Raw genomic sequence first — 19,855 nt, 5'->3', positions numbered from 1 at the left:
CCGATGGTACTGCAGGGGGGACCCTGTGGGAGAGTAGGACACCGCCGGACTTCTTTTAAGCAAATGGCCACCCATCGTTGGGTGGCCATTTTGCGTTAACAACATCTAGAACAGGGAGCATCATGCCGGAAGAGGAAGAGCGCCGTCCGCGTCGCAACAACGACCAGGGATCGCGCAGTAACCGACCTTCCGGAGGACGCTCGGAACAGAATCGCAGCAGCGGTCCGCGTCGCGACGACGCACCCCGCCGCGAGGGCGGTTACAGTCGTGACGGAGGAGCCCCCCGTTCTGGTAGGTACAACCGCGATGGTGGTGCCCCCCGTTCTGGTGGGTACAACCGCGATAACCGTGATGGTGGCGCTTCTCGTTCGGGCGGCTACAACCGCGACAACCGTGATGGTGGCGCTCCCCGTTCGGGCGGCTATAACCGCGATGGTGGTGCCCCCCGTTCTGGTGGGTACAACCGCGATAACCGTGATGGTGGCGCTTCTCGTTCGGGCGGCTACAACCGCGACAACCGTGATGGTGGCGCTCCCCGTTCGGGCGGCTATAACCGCGATGGTGGTGCCCCGCGCACTGGCGGTTTCAACCGCGATGGTGGTGCTCCGCGCACTGGCGGTTTCAACCGCGATGGTGGTGCTCCGCGCACTGGCGGTTACAACCGCGATGGTGGTGCCCCGCGCACTGGCGGTTACAACCGCGACGGTGGGGCTCCCCGTTCGGGTGGGTACAACCGTGACAGCCGTGATGGTGGTGCTCCTCGCACTGGTGGGTACAACCGTGACAGCCGTGATGGTGGTGCTCCTCGCACTGGTGGGTACAACCGCGACAATCGCGATGGTGGTGCTCCTCGCACTGGTGGGTACAACCGCGATAACCGTGACGGTGGTGCTCCTCGCACTGGTGGGTACAACCGCGACAGCCGCGATGGTGGCGCTCCGCGTTCGGGCGGTTACAACCGTGACAGCCGTGACGGTGGCGCTCCTCGTACGGGCGGTTACAACCGTGACAGCCGTGACGGTGGCGCACCTCGCACCGGTGGCTACAACCGTGAAGGTGGCGCACCTCGTACCGGTGGCTACAACCGTGACGGTGGTGCTCCCCGTTCTGGTGGGTACAACCGCGACAACCGTGATGGTGGCGCTCCGCGTTCGGGCGGTTACAACCGTGACAGTCGCGACGGTGGCGCACCTCGTACCGGTGGCTACAACCGTGAAGGTGGCGCTCCCCGTACCGGTGGGTACAACCGTGACAGTCGCGACGGTGGCGCCCCCCGTACCGGCGGCTACAACCGCGACAACCGTGACGGTGGCGCACCGCGCTCGGGCGGCTACAACCGTGACAGCCGTGACGGTGGCGCTCCCCGCACTGGTGGGTACAACCGCGATGACCGCGCGCCGCGGCAGGACCGCGACTCGTCGCGCTCGTACCCGCAGCGTGGGGGAGTGGACCGTGAGCGTCCGGTGCAGGCATCGGGCGATCGTCCTCGCTTCAACGACCCGCACATCCCCGATGACGTCACGGCCCGCGACCTGCACACGTCGGCGCGCAATGAGCTGAAGACCCTGAGCAAGGAGAACGCCGACCTCGTCGCTCGTCACCTCGCGATGGCGTCGCGTCTCATCGACGAGGATCCCGCTCTCGCTCATGAGCACGCTCTCGCAGCATCCCGCCGTGCCGGCCGCATCGCGATCGTCCGCGAGACCCTCGGGATCACCGCCTATGCGACCGAGGACTTCGCTCTTGCGCTGCGTGAGCTGCGCACGTACCGCCGCATCTCCGGCAAGGACGATCAGATCGCCCTGATGGTCGACAGCGAGCGGGGCATCGGCCGCCCCGACCGTGCGCTCGAGACCGGTCGCGCTGTCGACCGGACCGCTCTGACCACGCCCGTCCGTGTCTCGCTGGCGATCGCCATGTCGGGTGCACGTCTGGATCAGGGCGACCTCGAACTCGCGCTCGGCGAACTCGAGATCCCTGAGCTCGACCCCGACCGCGCATTCGAGTGGAGCCCCGCGCTCTTCGCTGCGCGCGCCGCCGTGCTCGAGGACCTGGGGCGCACCGACGAGGCAGAGTTCTGGGCGCATCGCGCCGAGGTCGCTGCGGAAGCGCTGGGCGTCGACGAAGCCGGTGATGAGGAGATCATCATCGAAGACGGTCTCATCGAAGGTGACTTCGATGACGACCATGCTGAAGACGGCCGGTCCGACTCTGAGTCCGACGATTCTGAGTCTGACGATTCTGGGTCTGACGATTCTGGGTCTGACGATTCTGAGTCCGACGATTCTGAGTCCGACGACTCGGAGTCCGACGATTCTGGCTCTGACGATTCTGAGTCCGACCTAGAGCCCGCCGAGTCCGACGAGAGCATCGCGGCTGCAGGTGCTGAAGAGGCGGACACCGAGTCCGATATCGAGTCGGAACCGTCGATCGACGACGAGGTGCGTGAGCTTCTCGGCGAGGACGAGGACGAGGACGAGGACGGCGACCTCGCCGACACCGACGCGAAGCGCACAGCATCCGAGCCCTCTGAGGAGGCGTAGTGGGGCTGTTCTCCAAGAAGCCCGCACTGCGCACGCCGCTCGACGGCGTCGACGCCGTGCTCGCTGACCTGGATGGCGTCGTCTATGCGGGCCCTGGCGCGCTGCCCTACGCGGTGGAGAGCCTCAACGCGGCCGGTGAGACCGCGAGACTCGGTTACATCACGAACAACGCGTCGCGCACCGACGCGTCGGTCGCCGAGCACCTCAGCAGCCTGGGTCTCGACGTCGCCCCGGCTGATGTCATCACCAGCCCGCAGGCCGCCATGCGGCTGCTCGCCGGGATCGTGCCCCCTCCCGCGACGCTGCTGATCGTCGGGGGAGCCGGGCTCGTGGACGAGGCCGAGAAGGCCGGTTACACGGTGACTCGCAGTGCTGAGGATGCTCCGGATGCGGTCGTGCAGGGCTTCGCCCCTGAGGTCGCCTGGACGGACCTCGCAGAAGCGGCATTCGCCCTGAAGCTCCCCGAAGATGAGGGCGGCATCCCGTGGATCGCCACCAACACCGACTGGACGATCCCGCGCGAACGCGGCGTCGCCCCGGGCAACGGGACGCTCGTGTCCGCCGTGCACACGGCGATCGGTCGGCTCGCGACAGTGGCAGGCAAACCGGAGACTCCGATCTTCGAGGAGGCCACGTCGCGCTTCGGCGCGACGAAGCCGCTGTTCATCGGCGACCGTCTCGACACCGACATTCTCGGGGCGGTGAGGGCGGGTATCGACTCCGCGCTGGTGCTCACGGGCATCGACCGGCCGAAGCATGTGCTCGCGGCACCGGAAGGATCCCGTCCGACGTACATCCTGAGCGATCTGCGGGAACTGCACCAGCCGTACCCGGAGCTCACGTCCAAGGACGGCGTCTATTCGGTCAACGGCGCGTCTGTCCGCGTCAGCGGTGCGGATGTCGAGATCATCGCCGAGGGCGAGGCGCAGATCGATCTGCTGCGCGCCGGGGCAGCCGCGATCTGGGCTTCCGGGACACCGGTGTTCGTGCTTCGCGTCCCTGAGCGCCTCTACGACGACCCCTTCCACCGGCCCTGACGGGCAGCCGGGCCCTCGCCGTGGCTCCGCCGACGTGTCGGCCCTGCCGCGTACAGTAGAAGCGTGAGCGAAGAGACGACGAACGCACCGACCGATGGTCTGTGGAGTCGCCTGCGCCTGATCGAGGGGCAGCCTCTCGCTGCCAGAGCAGACGCGTACTCCGGGCTGCATGACGAGCTGTCCCGCCGCCTCGACAGCGGCGCGAGACTCGATCAGCGCGATGCGCCAGGCGCCCGATGACGCGACTCGACGCTGCCCTCGCCGCGCGAGGACTCGCCCGCTCACGCACCCACGCCGCAACCCTGATCGCCGACGGTCTGGTGAGCATCGACGGCCGACCGGTCGTGAAGGCGTCGACGCCTGTCAGCGATGAGGCCGAGATCTCCGTCGCGGGTGCCGACCACTATGTCGGTCGCGGCGCGCACAAGCTGGTCGCCGCGCTCGACGGCTTCGGCATCTCTGCCGAAGGGCGCCTGGCGCTCGACATGGGCGCCTCCACCGGTGGCTTCACCCAGGTGCTGCGTGAGCGCGGAGCGCGCCGTGTGCTGGCCGTCGACGTCGGACACGATCAGATGGCCGCTGCCGTCGCGTCCGATCCCGGTGTGGTGCGCGTCGAGGGGTACAACGTCCGATACATGACCCCAGAGAACCTGAGGGACGTGACCGGGGAGGACGCAGCCCCCGACCTCATCGTGGGCGACCTCTCGTTCATCTCGCTCGAGCATGTCCTGCCGGCCGTCGCGAGCGTGGCAGCGGCGGGATCCGACATCGTGCTGCTGGTCAAACCCCAGTTCGAGGTCGGTCGAACGGCCGTGCGCGGGGGACTGGTGACAGATCCCGCCACGCGCGCCGACGCCGTCGCGCGGACGGCGTGGAGCGCTTGGGACGCGCGGCTCGGCATGCTCGGCATCCTGTCCTCCCCGATTCTCGGGACCCACGGGAACACGGAATACCTTCTGCACCTCGCACCGGGCCGCGGCAGTGATCCGTCAGAATGGTCGGACCGCATCAACGAACTGACAGGGAGACGATGAACGAGCGCAACATCCTGGTCGTCGCCCATGCCGGCAGGGAAGACACGGTCGAAGCGGCCCTCCGCGTGGTCGATGCGCTGCGTGGCGCGGGGGCGCGCCCCGTGCTCGCCGCCGACGACAGCCTCGACCTGCGTGCCGTCGATGCCCGCTTCGCGGATGTCGACGTGCTCGGCGAGACGGTGCAGCAGGAGCAGCTCGAGCTCGCGATCGTCCTGGGCGGCGACGGCACGATCCTGCGAGCCGCCGAGCTGGTGCGCGGCTGCGCGGCTCCCGTGCTCGGGATCAACATGGGCCACGTCGGATTCCTCGCGGAGATCGACCGCGATGACATGGATGCCGCCATGCGCCGCGTCATCGACCGCGACTACGAGGTCGAAGAGCGTCTCGCGCTGTCGGTCCGGGTCAAGGACGTCGACGGCGAGGTGGTCTACGAGACGTTCGCCCTCAACGAGGCGACGGTCGAGAAGGCGAGTCGGGAGCGCATGATCGAGGTCGTGCTCGAGATCGACGGACGCCCCCTCTCGAGCTTCGGATGCGACGGAATGGTCGTGTCCACTCCGACCGGGTCCACGGCCTACAACTTCTCCGCGGGCGGTCCGGTCATCTGGCCGAGCGTCGAAGCCATCGCGGTGGTGCCGCTCTCGGCGCACGCGCTCTTCGCCAAGCCGCTGGTGGTCAGCCCCGATGCCGCCGTGGCCATCGAGATGCTCGAAGGCACGTCCGGCGCCGGCATCCTCTGGTGCGACGGGCGACGGTCCCACGACCTGCCGCCGGGGGCCCGAGTCGTCGTGCGGCGATCATCGCGCCCCGTGCGCCTCGCGCGTCTGCACCCGACCGCGTTCACCGATCGTCTGGTGCGCAAGTTCCAGTTGCCGGTCGCGGGATGGCGCGGGCAGGGGGCAGCCTCATGATCGAGGAGATGCGGATGCAGGGACTCGGCGTGATCGCCGACGCCGTGCTGCCTCTCGGGCCCGGATTCACCGCGATCACAGGTGAGACCGGTGCCGGCAAGACGATGGTCGTGACCGGCCTCGGCCTTCTGCTCGGTCAGCGCGCCGATTCCGGAGCGGTGCGTGCCGGCGCCACTCAGGCCTCGGTCGCGGGCGTGTGGATCGTCCCCGAGACCGGCGACGTCGCGGACATCGTGGCAGACGCCGGGGGCGAGCTGGAACCCGCCGGTTCCGGTGCCGCAGAGCTGTACGTCTCACGCACGCTGAGCGCCGAGGGACGCAGCCGTGCGAGCGTCGGAGGACGCGCGGCGCCGGCGGGTGTGCTGTCGGCCCTGGCCGAGGAGCTGGTCGTCGTGCACGGTCAGTCCGAGCAGCTCAGGCTGCGCTCTGCCGCTGCGCAGCGCGATGCGCTCGATCGCTTCGGAGGAGCGCCGATCGCCCGGGCGCTCGACGCCTACGCATCGTCGTTCACCCGGTGGCGCGAGCTGGATTCCGAGATCGCGGACATCACCGAGAACCGTGATCGCCGAGCCGACGAGGCCTCCCGGCTTCGGGAGGCACTTGCTCTCATCGAGGCTGCCGCCCCGGAACCGGGCGAGGACGTCGAGCTGTCGGCACGGGCCGAGCGCCTGGCGAACGCCGAGGAGCTGCGCCTCGCGGCCTCGCTCGCCCACGGCGCGCTCTCGAACGAAGAGGGCGAGCCCGACGCATCCGCGTTGATCGCCGAGGCGCGTCGCGCGCTCGAACGGGTCTCCGACGTCGCGCTCACCGAGATATCCGCAGGCCTCGCCGACATCGGCTACCGGATCGCCGACATCGCCGGACAGCTCTCCGCCTACCTCGCGGATCTCGACGAATCGGGACCGCACGAGCTCGCGGCGGTCGAAGAGCGGCGCGCGGCTTTGAGCACGCTCATCCGTGCGCACGGTTCACTGGACGAGGCTCTCGAGCTGTGGCAGACCGGATCGACCCGGCTCGCCGAACTCGAAGACGACGGCGAGCGGCTCGCACGCCTCGAGGCCGAACGGGACGCCGCTCGTGCAGAGCTGGATTCCCGGGCCGAGGCACTGACCGCGGAGCGCACCGCAGCCGCAGCACGACTGGGCGTCGCCGTGAGCGATGAGCTGCACGAGCTCGCCATGCCGGACGCGACTCTCGAGGTCGCGGTCACGCCCGGGGCGGAGAGCGCTCACGGCCGCGACGACGTCGCCATCCTGCTCGCGCCCCACCCCGGTGCCGAACCCCGCTCCGTCTCGAAGGGGGCATCCGGCGGCGAGCTGTCGCGCGTGATGCTCGCCATCGAGGTCGTGATCGCCGGCACCGACCCCGTGCCGACCTTCGTCTTCGACGAGGTCGATGCCGGGATCGGCGGTGCGGCGGCGATCGAGGTCGGCCGACGACTCGCCCGACTCGCAGAGAAGTCGCAGGTGATCGCCGTGACTCATCTGGCTCAGGTCGCCGCGTTCGCCAACAACCACCTGTCCGTCGTGAAATCCCACGACGGAGCAGTCACCGCATCGAGTGTCCGCCGTCTCGAAGGCCAGGAGCGCGAGGCCGAGATGGCCCGACTGCTGTCCGGATTGACCGATTCGGATGCCGCGATCACCCACGCCCGAGAACTTCTCAGCCTCGGCGCCCTCACCTCCTGATAGGATCGAAGCCCGTGATGAACTCTTCTTCTGCGGGGCCCAAGAACGACACGACCAAGCACATCTTTGTGACGGGTGGTGTCGTTTCGTCTTTGGGTAAGGGGCTCACTGCCGCAAGCCTCGGCAACCTCCTCACCGCACGCGGACTCCGCGTCGTGATGCAGAAGCTCGACCCGTATCTCAACGTCGATCCGGGCACGATGAACCCGTTCCAGCACGGTGAGGTCTTCGTCACGGATGACGGTGCCGAGACCGACCTCGACATCGGCCACTACGAGCGCTTCCTCGACATCAACCTGTCGCAGGCGGCGAACGTCACGACCGGTCAGATCTACTCGCAGGTCATCGCCCGCGAGCGTCGCGGCGAGTACCTCGGCGACACCGTGCAGGTCATCCCGCACATCACCGATGAGATCAAGCGCCGCATGCGTCTGCAGGCGACCGAGGATCCTCGCCCCGACGTGATCATCACCGAGGTCGGCGGAACGGTCGGCGACATCGAGTCGCAGCCGTTCCTCGAGGCCGCTCGTCAGCTGCGTCACGAGCTCGGACGCGACAGCGTGTTCTTCGTGCACGTCTCGCTGGTTCCGTTCATGGGCGCATCCGGTGAGCAGAAGACGAAGCCGACCCAGCACTCGGTGGCGGCCCTCCGTCAGGTCGGCATCCAGCCCGATGCCCTCGTGCTCCGCAGCGACCGGCCTGTGAGCGAGAGCAACCGCAACAAGATCGCGCTCATGTGCGACGTCGACGCCGAGGGCGTCATCAACACGGTCGATCTGCCGAGCATCTACGACATCCCTTCGACGCTCAACGACCAGGGGCTCGACTCGTACATCGTGCGCCGCCTCGGACTCGACCAGAAGGCTGCCGACGAGGTGGACTGGTCGCGCTGGAGCAAGGTCCTCCACGCCGTGCACAACCCGAAGCACGAGGTCACCATCGGCCTGGTCGGCAAGTACATCGACCTGCCGGACGCCTACCTCTCGGTGACCGAAGCGCTGAAGGCCGGCGGTTTCGCACAGGAGACCAAGGTCAACATCCGCTGGATCCCGTCGGACCGCTGCGAGACCCCCGAGGGCGCCCGCGAGCAGCTCGCCGCACTCGACGGCATCTGCGTTCCCGGTGGCTTCGGCATCCGTGGGATCGAGGGCAAGCTCGGTGCGCTGAAGTTCGCGCGCGAGCAGGGAATTCCGACCCTCGGCCTCTGCCTCGGCCTCCAGTGCATGGTCATCGAATACGCCCGTGATGTCGCCGGCATCGAGGGCGCGTCGTCGAGCGAGTTCGACCCCGAGACGACCGAGCCGGTCATCGCCACGATGGCGGAGCAGATCGAGATCCTCGACGGTGGAGACCTGGGTGGCACGATGCGGCTCGGCCTCTACAAGGCGGCGCTGGCGGAGGGCTCCCTGGCGAGCGAGCTGTACGGCGGCCCCGAGGCGTCGGAGCGTCACCGCCACCGATACGAGGTCAACAATGCCTACCGTGCGCGTCTCTCCGAGGCCGGTCTGGTCTTCTCGGGTCTCAACCCCGAGCTCGACCTGGTGGAGTACGTCGAGCTCCCGCGGGACGTCCACCCGTACTACATCGCCACCCAGGCGCACCCGGAGCTCCGCTCGCGCCCGACCGACCCGCACCCGCTGTTCCGTGGCCTGGTCGGGGCTGCGATCGAGCGTCACCGCTCGAGCGAGCTCTTCGACGTCGAGGCCGATGCCGAGTTCGGCGAAGCAGTCGCCTGAGCGTGGCGAAGCCCATGTCTGAGTTCGATGAGCTGAGAGACGAGCCCTTCCAGCCGGAGGTTCTGCAGAGTGACCTCGTCTACGAGGGTGCCGTCTGGAATGTGCGCGACGACCGTGTGCGTTACGGCGACGGGGAGATCCGCCGTCAGTATGTCGCGCACACCGGCGCCGTAGCGATCCTCGCGCTCGATGACCAGGGTCGCGCACTGCTGATCCAGCAGTACCGGCACCCGATCCGTCACCGCGACTGGGAGCTGCCGGCAGGTCTGCTCGACATGCCGGGGGAGGAGCCCCTCGCGGCAGCTCAGCGCGAGCTGGCGGAGGAGGCCGATCTCGTCGCCGCGCACTGGGAGCCGCTCGTATCGTCGTGGACGACCCCGGGTGGCAACGACGAGGTCATCCACGTCTTCCTCGCGAGTGGTGTGTCGACGGCGAACGAAGCGCACGCGCGCGTGGACGAAGAGGCTGACATCCGCGTGGAGTGGGTGCCGCTCGATGCCGCGGTCGCCGCGGTGCTCGATGGGCGGATGCGCAACGGCATCCTCAGCATCGGCGTCCTCGCGGCCGCGCAGAGGCTGCGCGACCGGAGCTGAGCATGCAGCTCGACCGAGCGTTGGACACGTATCTGCGCCACGTCACGATCGAGCGCGGTCTCAGCGAGCACACCATCTCCGCGTATCGACGCGACCTGGACATGTATCTGGAGTGGCTCGTGTCCGAGGGGGTGACGGACACCGCTGAGATCAGCCCGGCGGTCGTCGGACGCTTCATCGCCGATCGCTCCGGGGCCGACCCGGCTCCTGCGGCGACGAGCCTCGCCCGCCTGCAGTCGTCGGTGCGCGGATGGCACCGGTTCCTGGCGCGTGAAGGGATCGAACCGGATGACCCGAGCGGCCGTCTCCGTCCGCCCAAGGCCCCGCGGCGTCTGCCGAAGGCGCTGACGATCGACCAGGTCGAGAGCCTCCTCGGCGCCCCCAGCGCGGAGGATCCGCTGGGCATCCGTGACCGGGCCCTGCTCGAGCTGCTCTACGCGACCGGCGCTCGTGTGTCGGAGGCCGTCGGGCTCGACGTCGACGACCTCGCTCATGGCGATGTCCTGCGCCTCCGCGGCAAGGGGTCGAAGGAACGTATCGTGCCGATCGGCTCGTTCGCCCGCGCAGCGGTGGACGCGTACCTCACCCGGGTCCGTCCCGGGCTCGCAGTGAAGGGTCGGGCGTCGGCGCGGCTGTTCCTCGGCGCGCGCGGTGCGCCCCTGTCGCGCCAGAGCGCCTGGCTGGTCATCCGCGCGGCCGCGGAGAACGCGCACATCACCGCCGAGGTCTCACCGCACACGCTGCGGCACTCGTTCGCCACGCACCTGCTGCAGGGCGGCGCAGACGTGCGCGTCGTGCAGGAGCTGCTCGGACACGCCTCGGTCGCGACGACCCAGATCTACACGCACGTGTCTGTCGACACGCTGCGCGACATCTACGCGACGTCGCACCCTCGCGCCCGGTGAGCCGAGCTGCGGCCAAAACGCGGGATCGCCGCGGGCGAGGCGTGGAACCCTCCGGGCGATCGGTAGACTCGATCAAGCACGAAACGAGCAGGAGAATCGGTGGCTGAGAACGCGGCGAAGTCCAGGGCGAAGACGTCGAAGACCGACGACACCCCCATGGGACCCACCGGGCGTCCCTATCACGGCTTCGCGACCCCTGCTCCGCTCGCCTCGCATGGTCCCGCCCGCATCATCGCCCTCTGCAATCAGAAGGGCGGCGTCGGCAAGACGACGACCTCGATCAACCTCGCTGCGGCTCTCGCCGAATATGGCCGGAAGGTCCTCGCGGTCGACTTCGACCCGCAGGGCGCACTGTCGGCAGGTCTCGGCATTCAGACGCACGATGTGCCCACGATCTACGATCTGCTGCTCGACACCAAGCGCGACGCACATGATGCGATCGTGCACTCGGGTGTGGAGGGCCTCGACGTCATGCCGGCGAACATCGACCTGTCGGCCGCTGAGGTGCACCTCGTGAACGAGGTCGCCCGCGAGACGATCCTCGCCCGTGTCCTCCGCCAGGTCGCGGGGGAGTACGACGTCATCCTCATCGACTGCCAGCCCTCGCTCGGTCTGCTGACGGTCAACGCGCTGACCGCCGCTCACGGCGTCATCATCCCGCTCGAGTGCGAGTTCTTCGCGCTTCGCGGTGTGGCGCTGCTGATCGAGACGATCGACAAGGTGCGCGACCGGCTGAACCCGTCGATCACCATGGACGGCCTCCTCGCCACCATGTACGACCCGCGCACCCTGCACTCGCGTGAGGTTCTCGAGCGTGTGGTCGAGGCGTTCGGGGACGACGTCCTGGAGACCGTGATCGGTCGAACCGTCAAGTTCCCCGATGCATCGGTGTCCGGTGTGCCGATCACCGAGTTCGCTCCGGAGCACGCTGCCGCGCAGGCGTACCTGCGACTGGCGCGGGAGCTGGTCGCCCGTGGCGCTGTCGCCTGAGCTCGAGCCGCCAGACACCCCGGCTCAGTCCGTCTCGCCTCAGTCCGTCTCGCCTCAGTCCGTCTCGCCCGTTCAGTCCGTCTCGCCCGTTCAGTCCGTCGCGGACATCGGCTCAGACATCGCTGACACCGCACCGCCGGCGGATCCCGGGTTCCGCGTCTCCCTGTCGAACTTCGACGGCCCGTTCGACCTTCTGCTGAACCTCATCTCGAAGCACGAGATGGACATCACCGAGGTGTCGCTGAGCGCCGTCACGAACGAGTTCATCGCATACCTCAAGGAGCTCGACGACGACGAGGAGCTCGATCAGGCGTCCGAGTTCCTGGTGGTCGCAGCGACGCTGCTCGACATGAAGGTGGCGGGACTGCTGCCTCAGGGCGAGCTGGTGGATGCCGAAGCCGTCGCTCTCCTCGAAGCACGTGACCTCCTCTTCGCGCGACTCCTGCAGTACCGCGCCTTCAAAGAGGTCTCGGCGTGGTTCGCCCGATGCCTGCAGCGCGAGGACCGTCGGCACGTGCGTGCTGTCCGGCTGGATGAGAAGCACAGGCGAAAGACCCCCGAGCTCGTGTGGTCGCTCAGCGCGGATGACTTCGCCGCGCTCGCGCTCCTCGCGTTCGCGCCGAAGGAGATCCCGCATGTCGGCCTCGATCACCTGCACGCTCCGCTCGTCAGCATCCGCGAACAGGCCGCGATCGTGGTCACTCTGCTGCGCGCGGCGGAGTCCGTGAGCTTCCGCGAGCTGGTCGCAGGTGTGAGCGAGCCCGGGATCGTGGTCGCGCGGTTCATCTCCGTTCTGGAGCTCTACCGGCACGCCGCACTCTCCTTCGAGCAACTGGAACCGCTCGGCGAGCTCACGCTGCGCTGGGCAGCCGACTCCTGGTCGGACGAGACACTGGCATCCCTGGGAGCCGACTATGACCGATGACACCGTTGACGCAGCGACCGGAGCCGTGACCGAGCCGGCCGTGCGTGACACGCCCCTCTCCGAGCGCATCGAGGCGATCCTGCTGATCATCGACGAGCCGATCGGACTCGTCGCTCTCGCCGCTGCCGTCGGATCACCGGTCGCGGCCGTCCGACAGACGATCGAGACGCTGGTCGACGATTACGACGGCAAGGGTCACGGACCGCGACGGGGTTTCGAGCTGCGTGAGGTCGGCGGGGGGTGGCGCCTGTACGTCCGGGAGGATCACGACGACGTCGTCGCGGAGTTCGTCGGGGGACAAGCGCCGGCGCGACTCTCGCAGGCGGCGCTCGAGACGCTCGCGGTGATCGCCTACAAGCAGCCCGTCACGCGCAGCCAGGTGGCGTCGATCCGCGCGGTGAACGTCGACTCCGTCGTGCGGACGCTCCTCGCACGAGGTCTCATCACCGAGCTGTTCGCGGACTCCGAGACCGGCGCCATCAACTACGGCACGACCGACGCTCTGCTGCAGCACCTGGGCATCAACTCGCTCGACGAGCTGCCCCCCATCTCTCCTCTGCTCGACGACGGCGCGGACGGCTTCGACGAAGGGACCATCCGATGATCTCGGTCGTCCTGACGGCATCGACCGGCCGCGACGGCACGACGCGCAGAATCAGTTTCAACGAAGGGACCATCCGATGAGCGGCTTCGAGACACCAGAGGGCATCCGCCTGCAGAAGGTGCTGTCGGCGGCAGGCGTGGCCTCGCGACGCGTGATCGAGCAGTACATCGTCGAAGGGCGCATCCGTGTCAACGGCGTGACCGTCACCGAGCTCGGCCGTCGCGTCGACCCGGAGACCGATCTCATCGATGTGGACGGCACCGCTGTTCAGCTCGACGTGTCGAAGCGCTATGTGATGCTGAACAAGCCCACCGGGGTCGTCAGCAGCATGCGAGACGAGAACGATCGCCCCGATCTGCGCCGGTTCACCGAGGACTACGAGGAGCGGCTGTACAACGTCGGGCGGCTCGACGCGGAGACCAGCGGGCTGCTCGTGCTGACCAACGACGGAGACCTCGCTCACGTGCTCGCTCACCCGTCGTTCGGGGTGACCAAGGTCTACATCGCCAAGGTCGACGGCGAAGTGACCGCGCAGACGATCTCGAAGCTCACCCGGGGCATCGAGCTCGACGACGGTCCGATCGCGGCAGACAAGGCGAGGCTGCTCGACACCTCTCGCGGGTCGAGTCTCGTCGAGCTGACGCTGCACTCCGGGCGCAATCGCATCGTCCGACGGATGCTGGCAGCGGTCGGCCACCCGGTGACCGAACTCGTGCGCCGCCAGTTCGGCCCGCTGCACCTGGGAACCCTCCCGGTTGGGAAGACGCGCGAACTGACTAAAATCGAACTCGGCGCACTCTTGACTCTGTCGCGCCGTGATTCCGGTGTCGCCGAGGCGCCAGGCGAGCAACAGGAGAACGAGTGACCGATACGACGAGTGCGCCCACGGGGGCTCGGAGTTCTGTCGCGCCACGAATCGCGGCCAGACTCTCGGGAACCGTTCGCGTCGTCGGCGCCGGGCTGCTCGGCGCGAGCATCGGACATGCCCTTCGTGCGAAGGGTGTCGACGTGGTGCTCGCCGACACCTCGCCCGCCCAGCTGCGTCTCGCGATCGACTACGGGGCGGGCCGCTCGGCCGCCGAGGACGATTCGCCGGTGCTGATCGTGGTCGCCGTGCCGCCGGATGTCACCGCGGATGTCATCGAGTCGGAGCTGAGTCGTTTCCCTCACGCTGTCGTCACCGACGTGGCGAGTGTCAAGCTCGAGCCCCTGCACAGCCTGCAGCACCGTGGCGTCGACCTCACCCGCTACATCGGCTCGCACCCCCTCGCCGGACGCGAGCGCGGCGGAGCGATCTCTGCGCGCGCCGACCTCTTCGTGGGCCGCCCCTGGGTGGTGTGCCGGGATGCCGACACGACCGCCACCGATCTCGCGCTCGTCGAAGCGCTCGCCCTCGATATCGGAGCGATGCCGCTCGAGATGACTCCCGAGGAGCACGACCGCTCGGTCGCTCTCACCTCCCACGTTCCTCAGGTCGTCGCGAGCCTGCTCGCCGGCCGTCTCGCCACCGCCGACGAGGGTGCGCTGCGCCTCTCCGGCCAGGGCGTCCGCGACACGACGCGTATCGCGGCATCCGCACCCGAACTCTGGGTGCAGATCCTCGGAGCGAACGCCGGGCCCGTGGTCGAGATCCTCGACGCTCTGGCATCCGATCTCCGCGAAGTGTCGGACGCTCTGCGCGCGCCCGAGGCCCCCGGGGCTCGGCGTGTGGTCGCCGAGACGATCCGGCAGGGCAACGACGGCGTCGAACGTCTTCCCGGAAAGCATGGGCAGAACCAGCGATTCGAGTCCCTGGTCGTGATGGTCGACGACACCGCCGGCCAGCTCGGTCGACTGTTCGGCGAACTCGGAGAGCTCGGCGTCAACGTCGAGGACCTCCGTCTCGAGCACTCGCCGGGCGCGCAGTTCGGCCTGGCCGAGATCAGCGTCGACCCTGCTGCGCTGCACGGGGCGATCACCGGACTTCAGGAACGCGGCTGGCGGATTGCAGGTACGACCAATGACTGATTTCATCGCGATCGACGGGCCCGCCGGCTCCGGCAAGTCCAGCGTGTCCAAGGCGGTCGCTCGGGCTCTGGGCTTCGGCTACCTCGACACCGGCTCCGCGTACCGCGCTCTCGCCTGGCATGTGCTGGATCGAGGCACCGACACGGCGGATGCCGCGGCGGTGCTCGACGCCGTCTCCGACTTCCCTGTGCGCCTCGGCCTCGACCCCGACGATCGCACCGTGCTCGTCGGAGAGGTCGACGTCACGGACGCGATCCGCGAACCATCGGTCTCGAGCGCGGTGAGCGGCGTCGCCCGTGTGCCCGAGGTGCGGGACCGGGTCAATCGTCTCTTCCGCACCCTCGTCGCCGAGGCGCCGTACCCGGCGGTCGTCGTCGAGGGGCGGGACATCACCACCGTGGTGGCTCCCGACGCCCCGGTGCGCATCCTCCTCACGGCTGCGCCCGAGGTGCGCGCCGCACGACGTGCCGGCGAGCTCGCCGGCGAGAACGCCGAGGCCGTCGCGGCCGCACTGCACAAGCGCGACGCATCAGACAGCGCCGTCGTCGACTTCCTGAACGCCGCAGACGGCGTCGAGGTCGTCGATTCGACGGAGCTCGATTTCACACAGACCATCGACGCCGTCCTCGCGGTGATCGAACGAATCCGAGGAGTACACCATGGCTGACGACGAATACGAAGGCGGCCCCGACCAGCTCGCCGAGAAGATGGAGTCGCTCGACGAGCAGCTCGCCGAGGCGCGCGCCGAGACCCTGCGCGCCGGCCTCGCCGACTACGACCTGGACGATGAAGATGCCGCCCTTCTCGCCGGCATCACGATGGGTGAGGACGGGATCCAGTTCTTCCCGGCCCTGCCGGTCGTCGCGATCGTCGGTCGACCGAACGTCGGCAAGTCGGCTCTCGTTAACCGCATCCTCGGCCGTCGTGAGGCAGTCGTCGAGGACACCCCCGGCGTGACCCGCGACCGCGTGACGTACAAGGCCGAGTGGGCCGACCGTCGCTTCTCGCTCGTCGACACGGGCGGCTGGGAACCCGACGCCCGCGGCATCGACCGCTCGGTCGCCGCGCAGGCAGAGGTCGCGATCGACCTCGCCGACATCGTGCTGTTCGTCGTCGACGCCATGGTCGGCGCCACGTCGACCGATGAGCACGTCGTGAAGCTGCTGCGCAAGAGCGGCAAGCCGGTCTTCCTCGTCGCCAACAAGATCGACGACGCTCGTCAGGAGCCTGAGGCTGCGGCTCTCTGGAACCTCGGCCTCGGCGAGCCCTACCCGGTGTCGGCGATCCACGGTCGTGGCGTCGCCGATCTGCTCGACCAGCTGCTGAAGAAGCTGCCGGATGTCTCCGCGGTCGCGAAGGCCGAGATCGGCGGGCCGCGGCGCGTCGCGATCCTCGGTCGTCCGAACGTCGGCAAGTCCTCGCTTCTCAACAAGGCGGCCGGCGAAGAGCGCGTGGTCGTGAACGACCTCGCGGGAACCACCCGTGACCCGGTCGATGAGATCGTCGAGCTCGGTGGCAAGCTCTGGCGCCTCGTCGACACCGCCGGCATCCGCCGCCGGGTGCACATGGCGCAGGGTGCTGACTTCTACGCGTCGCTGCGCACGTCCGCTGCTCTCGAGAAGGCGGAGGTCGCGGTCGTCGTCCTCGACGTGTCCGAGACGATCAGCGAGCAGGACGTCCGCATCATCGATCTCGTGCTCGAGTCGGGCCGCTCTCTCGTGCTGGCATTCAACAAGTGGGATCGTCTGAACGATGACGACCTCGAGAACGCCGATCGACGTCGGTACCTCGAGCGTGAGATCGAGCAGGACCTGGCGCACGTCGCCTGGGCGCCCCGCGTGAACATCTCGGCCAAGACCGGTCGTCACCTCGACAAGCTCGTGCCGGCGCTCGAGACGGCGTTGGAGAACTGGGACCGTCGCATCCCGACGGGCAAGTTCAACGCCTTCCTCGCAGAGCTCGTCGCCGAGCACCCGCACCCGCTGCGCGGCGGAAAGCAGCCGCGCATCCTGTTCGGCACGCAGGCATCGACGCGTCCGCCGACGTTCGTGCTGTTCACGACGGGATTCCTCGACCCGGGCTACCGCCGCTTCATTCAGCGTCGTCTGCGCGAGCTCTACGAATTCGACGGAACTCCGATCGTCATCAACATGAGGGTCCGCGAGAAGCGCCAGCGCTGATCGCACCCGATTCGACAGCTGTGCCCGCGCGATTCCGCGCGGGCACAGCTGTTCCCGCGTATGACCCCGGCGGATGCCGACAGCCGGATGCTGTGACAGGCTGAAGGGGTGACTGTCGTACCTCCCGCCGCAGGTGAACCCCGCCGCCCAGATGGGCCGCGAAACCCGGGCGACGCCTGGGTGATCGCCCCCTCGGGGGAGAAGTACTGGGGGCGCTTCGGCGCGGCTGGACTGCTCGCCGTCGATCCGGAACGCGGGATCCTTCTTCAGCACCGGGTGTCCTGGTCGCACTTCGGTGGGACATGGGGGTTGCCTGGCGGCGCCATGCACGAGGGCGAGAGCGCGATCGTGGGCGCAGTGCGCGAGGCGCAGGAAGAGGCCGGGGTTCCGGATGCGGCCGTGCGACCCCGGTTCACCAGCGTGCTCGATCTGGACGTGTGGTCGTACACGACCGTCATCGCCGATGTGGTGCGTCCGTTCGATCCCGTGATCAGTGACCCCGAGAGCGTGGCTCTCGAGTGGGTGCCCGTCGATGAGGTGGACGCACGGCCGTTGCACCCCGGTTTCGGTAGCGCCTGGCCCGCTCTGCGCACCCTGCTCGATGTGCGCCTGTCGCTCGTCGTCGACGCCGCCAACGTGGTCGGCTCTGTGCCGAACGGATGGTGGAGAGATCGTGCCGGTGCGACGGCTCGTCTTGCCTCGCGCCTCGACGGACTCGCTGCGCCCGCGGCCGACCTCGGGGTCGGGGGAGCGACCTGGTTCCCGGAGATCGCTCTCGTCGTCGAAGGGCAGGCGCGCGGGATCGTGACTCCGTCGTCGGACGCCGATGCGGAGGTGCCCGAGCTGCTTCCCGCAGGTGGCGTCTCGATCGTCCGCGCCGAGGGGGCCGGAGACGACGCGATTGTGGCCGAGGTGGAACGTCGAACGCGTGCCGGGCAGCATGTCGTGGTCATCTCGAGCGACCGCGAGCTGCAGAACCGCGTCGACGCAGCGGGCGCGGCGCAAGTGCGCTCGGCGGGCTGGCTGTTGAGCGTGCTCCCGCAATAGTCGGGGCCGCTTTCGTCTCAGTGCGTGCTCCGCTCCGTCTCAGCGCGCGCTCCGCTTCGTCTTGGCTGTGCTGCCTCGCCCGACGGTGGCTGCGCTCAGCGTGAGGGGTGTTGCGCTCAGCCTGAGGGGTGTTGCGCTCAGCGTGACGCGTGCTGCGCTCAGCGTGAGGATGCTGCGCTCAGCGTGACGTGTGATGCGCTCAGACGAACATCACTCTTCGTCGCGGTGGGTCGACATACTCGCGGCCGAGCGGACTCGTCCACGTGAGCGACCCGTCAGAAGTCTGGCGCGCCGTCCACCGATGCCGCTCATGGATGTCCGGATGCTTGAGCGAGTGGTGCGTCGTGCAGAAGTGGCTGAGATTGTCGACGCGCGTGCGTCCACCACGGGCGTGGTCGTGGTTGTGGTCGATCTCGCAACGATGCACCGGCATCCTGCATCCGGGAAACCTGCAGTTCTGATCGCGCGCTCTGAGGAACCGCCGCATCTGCTCTGTCGGGGAGTAGGAGTCGGTCTCCGTGACCAGTCCCTGCGCGTCGAGGAACAGACGCGCCCACCCGGTGCGATGTCCTGCGAGTCCCCGCGCGACGTCGGGATCGAGCGGCCCGTGTCCGTCGAGTTCAGCGGGACGATCGTCCTCCCCGGCGAGAGTGCTTGCAGCGACCGTGACCTGGATGCGGGCGGAGATGTTCTCCAGCCCTGTGCCTGTCGCTTCGCTCGGATCGGCAGTGAGGAGCAGGTCAGCCAGCACATCGGCGCGCATCTGGTCGAATGTGCGAGCGTCGCCGGAGAGGTGCTCGATGTCAGGGCTCGAGGGGTCGGCCATCGGGTCGATCAATCCGGCAAGCGGGTCGGTGACGAACGTGCCGTCGGCGGCGATCACCGCTGTGTCGAAGTAGGACTCGTATCGGGGATCATCGGGCGAGAGGTCGTCGAGGTAGAGCGAGCCCTCCGGTTCGTCCAGCGGCTCGAGGATAGGCTCCTGCTCGTTGCGGGTGCGAGTGATGTGCCGGGCCATCTGCGTGAGTCGATCGGAGATCGCCACCGCGACCCACTCGGGCAGGATCGCCGTGAGGGCAGCAAGCCCGTCGCCGACGGACTTGACGGTGACACACCGTTCCGCGGCCGCTCGGCGATGCTGCTCGACGACGGTCTCGCCGCCGCCACCTGACGTGCATGGGTCTTCGTTCTCGGTGCCGTGTCGTTCTCAGCGACCACCAGAACAGCAGCCTCGTAGAGGCTCATCGTCTCGGCGTCCACCCGCCCATCGCGGATGGCGTCGTCGACGATCTCGCTCGCACGCACGATCTCACGGACATGACGCACGCTGATCGACCCGACAGAGAAGGCGGTCTGCACGGCCGGGAGCGTGCGCGTCAATGTGCGTGCATCGGTGAAGGCGTACTCGACCGAACCTTTCGGGATGTGACCGGCCGCGGAGTACTCTGCGACCATCGAGCGGTAGATCGCCTCGCGATGGTGCGGGCTCTCCGAGACGTCGCTGTCGTGCATGCCGATCCGCTCGACCAGCAGCGCGTAGGACTCGGCCTCGAGCGCAGCGATCTGGCGGCGCGTGGCGACCCATTCGTCGAGCAGGCGGCAGCGCTCCTCGAGATCGAGGTCGAAGTCGGTACGCCGGGTCATAGGTCCACATT

At 68.3% G+C, this 19,855-nt stretch carries 20 protein-coding genes; 18 read left to right on the top strand and 2 right to left on the bottom strand.

Features of this window, described 5'->3' with window-relative positions; all coding sequences use genetic code 11:
- The first annotated feature begins 267 nt into the window (after positions 1 to 267).
- The 18 genes from QRN21_RS05790 to QRN21_RS05705 all read left to right on the top strand — a co-directional run bounded on the left by QRN21_RS05790 (position 268) and on the right by QRN21_RS05705 (position 18,200).
- A complete protein-coding gene (locus QRN21_RS05790; protein ID WP_285363378.1) occupies positions 268 to 1,560 on the top strand; it encodes a hypothetical protein in 1,293 nt (430 codons plus the stop codon).
- Entirely contained in the window at positions 1,446 to 2,543 is a 1,098-nt protein-coding gene (locus tag QRN21_RS05785; RefSeq protein ID WP_285363377.1) for a hypothetical protein, read from the top strand. The genes QRN21_RS05790 and QRN21_RS05785 overlap by 115 nt, the downstream gene beginning before the upstream one ends.
- A complete protein-coding gene (locus QRN21_RS05780; protein WP_072591490.1) occupies positions 2,543 to 3,580 on the top strand; it encodes an HAD-IIA family hydrolase in 1,038 nt (345 codons plus the stop codon). Before QRN21_RS05785 ends, QRN21_RS05780 begins: the two co-directional genes overlap by 1 nt.
- Before the next feature lie 63 nt (positions 3,581 to 3,643).
- Entirely contained in the window at positions 3,644 to 3,820 is a 177-nt protein-coding gene (locus QRN21_RS05775) for a hypothetical protein (protein ID WP_171821925.1), read from the top strand.
- Positions 3,817 to 4,614 carry a TlyA family RNA methyltransferase gene (locus QRN21_RS05770; RefSeq protein ID WP_285363376.1) on the top strand — a complete coding sequence of 266 codons (798 nt, stop codon included), beginning with the start codon at positions 3,817 to 3,819 and terminating at the stop codon, positions 4,612 to 4,614. Before QRN21_RS05775 ends, QRN21_RS05770 begins: the two co-directional genes overlap by 4 nt.
- Positions 4,611 to 5,525: an NAD kinase gene (locus QRN21_RS05765; protein ID WP_053096854.1), complete on the top strand. Its 915-nt coding sequence runs from the start codon at positions 4,611 to 4,613 to the stop codon at positions 5,523 to 5,525. Before QRN21_RS05770 ends, QRN21_RS05765 begins: the two co-directional genes overlap by 4 nt.
- Entirely contained in the window at positions 5,522 to 7,213 is a 1,692-nt protein-coding gene (recN, locus tag QRN21_RS05760) for a DNA repair protein RecN (RefSeq protein WP_285363375.1), read from the top strand. The genes QRN21_RS05765 and recN overlap by 4 nt, the downstream gene beginning before the upstream one ends.
- Before the next feature lie 17 nt (positions 7,214 to 7,230).
- Positions 7,231 to 8,949, top strand: a complete 1,719-nt coding sequence (gene pyrG, locus QRN21_RS05755) for a CTP synthase (RefSeq protein WP_053096852.1) — start codon at positions 7,231 to 7,233, stop codon at positions 8,947 to 8,949.
- Between the two features lie 14 nt (positions 8,950 to 8,963).
- Positions 8,964 to 9,542: an NUDIX domain-containing protein gene (locus QRN21_RS05750; protein WP_285363374.1), complete on the top strand. Its 579-nt coding sequence runs from the start codon at positions 8,964 to 8,966 to the stop codon at positions 9,540 to 9,542.
- A 2-nt stretch (positions 9,543 to 9,544) separates the two neighbouring features.
- Complete coding sequence (gene xerD, locus QRN21_RS05745) at positions 9,545 to 10,447, top strand: site-specific tyrosine recombinase XerD (protein ID WP_072591487.1); 903 nt, start codon at positions 9,545 to 9,547, stop codon at positions 10,445 to 10,447.
- Between the two features lie 156 nt (positions 10,448 to 10,603).
- Complete coding sequence (locus QRN21_RS05740) at positions 10,604 to 11,437, top strand: ParA family protein (RefSeq protein WP_053099169.1); 834 nt, start codon at positions 10,604 to 10,606, stop codon at positions 11,435 to 11,437.
- A gap of 106 nt (positions 11,438 to 11,543) precedes the next feature.
- A complete protein-coding gene (locus tag QRN21_RS05735; protein WP_072592317.1) occupies positions 11,544 to 12,362 on the top strand; it encodes a segregation and condensation protein A in 819 nt (272 codons plus the stop codon).
- Complete coding sequence (gene scpB, locus QRN21_RS05730; RefSeq protein WP_056278994.1) at positions 12,352 to 12,966, top strand: SMC-Scp complex subunit ScpB; 615 nt, start codon at positions 12,352 to 12,354, stop codon at positions 12,964 to 12,966. Before QRN21_RS05735 ends, scpB begins: the two co-directional genes overlap by 11 nt.
- Positions 12,967 to 13,042: 76 nt before the next feature.
- Entirely contained in the window at positions 13,043 to 13,831 is a 789-nt protein-coding gene (locus tag QRN21_RS05725) for a pseudouridine synthase (RefSeq protein WP_285363373.1), read from the top strand.
- On the top strand, positions 13,828 to 14,973 hold the full coding sequence (locus QRN21_RS05720) for a prephenate dehydrogenase (RefSeq protein ID WP_285363372.1): 1,146 nt from the start codon (positions 13,828 to 13,830) through the stop codon (positions 14,971 to 14,973). Before QRN21_RS05725 ends, QRN21_RS05720 begins: the two co-directional genes overlap by 4 nt.
- Entirely contained in the window at positions 14,966 to 15,640 is a 675-nt protein-coding gene (gene cmk, locus QRN21_RS05715; protein WP_056278992.1) for a (d)CMP kinase, read from the top strand. Before QRN21_RS05720 ends, cmk begins: the two co-directional genes overlap by 8 nt.
- Positions 15,633 to 17,153: a ribosome biogenesis GTPase Der gene (gene der / locus QRN21_RS05710; protein WP_053096842.1), complete on the top strand. Its 1,521-nt coding sequence runs from the start codon at positions 15,633 to 15,635 to the stop codon at positions 17,151 to 17,153. Before cmk ends, der begins: the two co-directional genes overlap by 8 nt.
- Before the next feature lie 108 nt (positions 17,154 to 17,261).
- On the top strand, positions 17,262 to 18,200 hold the full coding sequence (locus QRN21_RS05705) for an NUDIX domain-containing protein (RefSeq protein WP_285363371.1): 939 nt from the start codon (positions 17,262 to 17,264) through the stop codon (positions 18,198 to 18,200).
- Between the two features lie 199 nt (positions 18,201 to 18,399).
- Here QRN21_RS05705 and QRN21_RS05700 read toward each other — a convergent pair whose 3' ends face one another.
- Complete coding sequence (locus QRN21_RS05700) at positions 18,400 to 19,026, bottom strand: HNH endonuclease signature motif containing protein (RefSeq protein ID WP_502883087.1); 627 nt, start codon at positions 19,024 to 19,026, stop codon at positions 18,400 to 18,402.
- Positions 19,027 to 19,079: 53 nt separating this feature from the next.
- Entirely contained in the window at positions 19,080 to 19,844 is a 765-nt protein-coding gene (locus tag QRN21_RS18040) for a DUF222 domain-containing protein (RefSeq protein WP_502883084.1), read from the bottom strand.
- Positions 19,845 to 19,855: the final 11 nt, after the last annotated feature.

This window comes from Microbacterium sp. LMC-P-041 (assembly GCF_030209555.1).
Taxonomy (GTDB): Bacteria; Actinomycetota; Actinomycetes; order Actinomycetales; family Microbacteriaceae; genus Microbacterium.
Note: the sequence above shows the minus strand (reverse complement) of the source record. Positions and strands in the feature narration are given on the sequence as shown.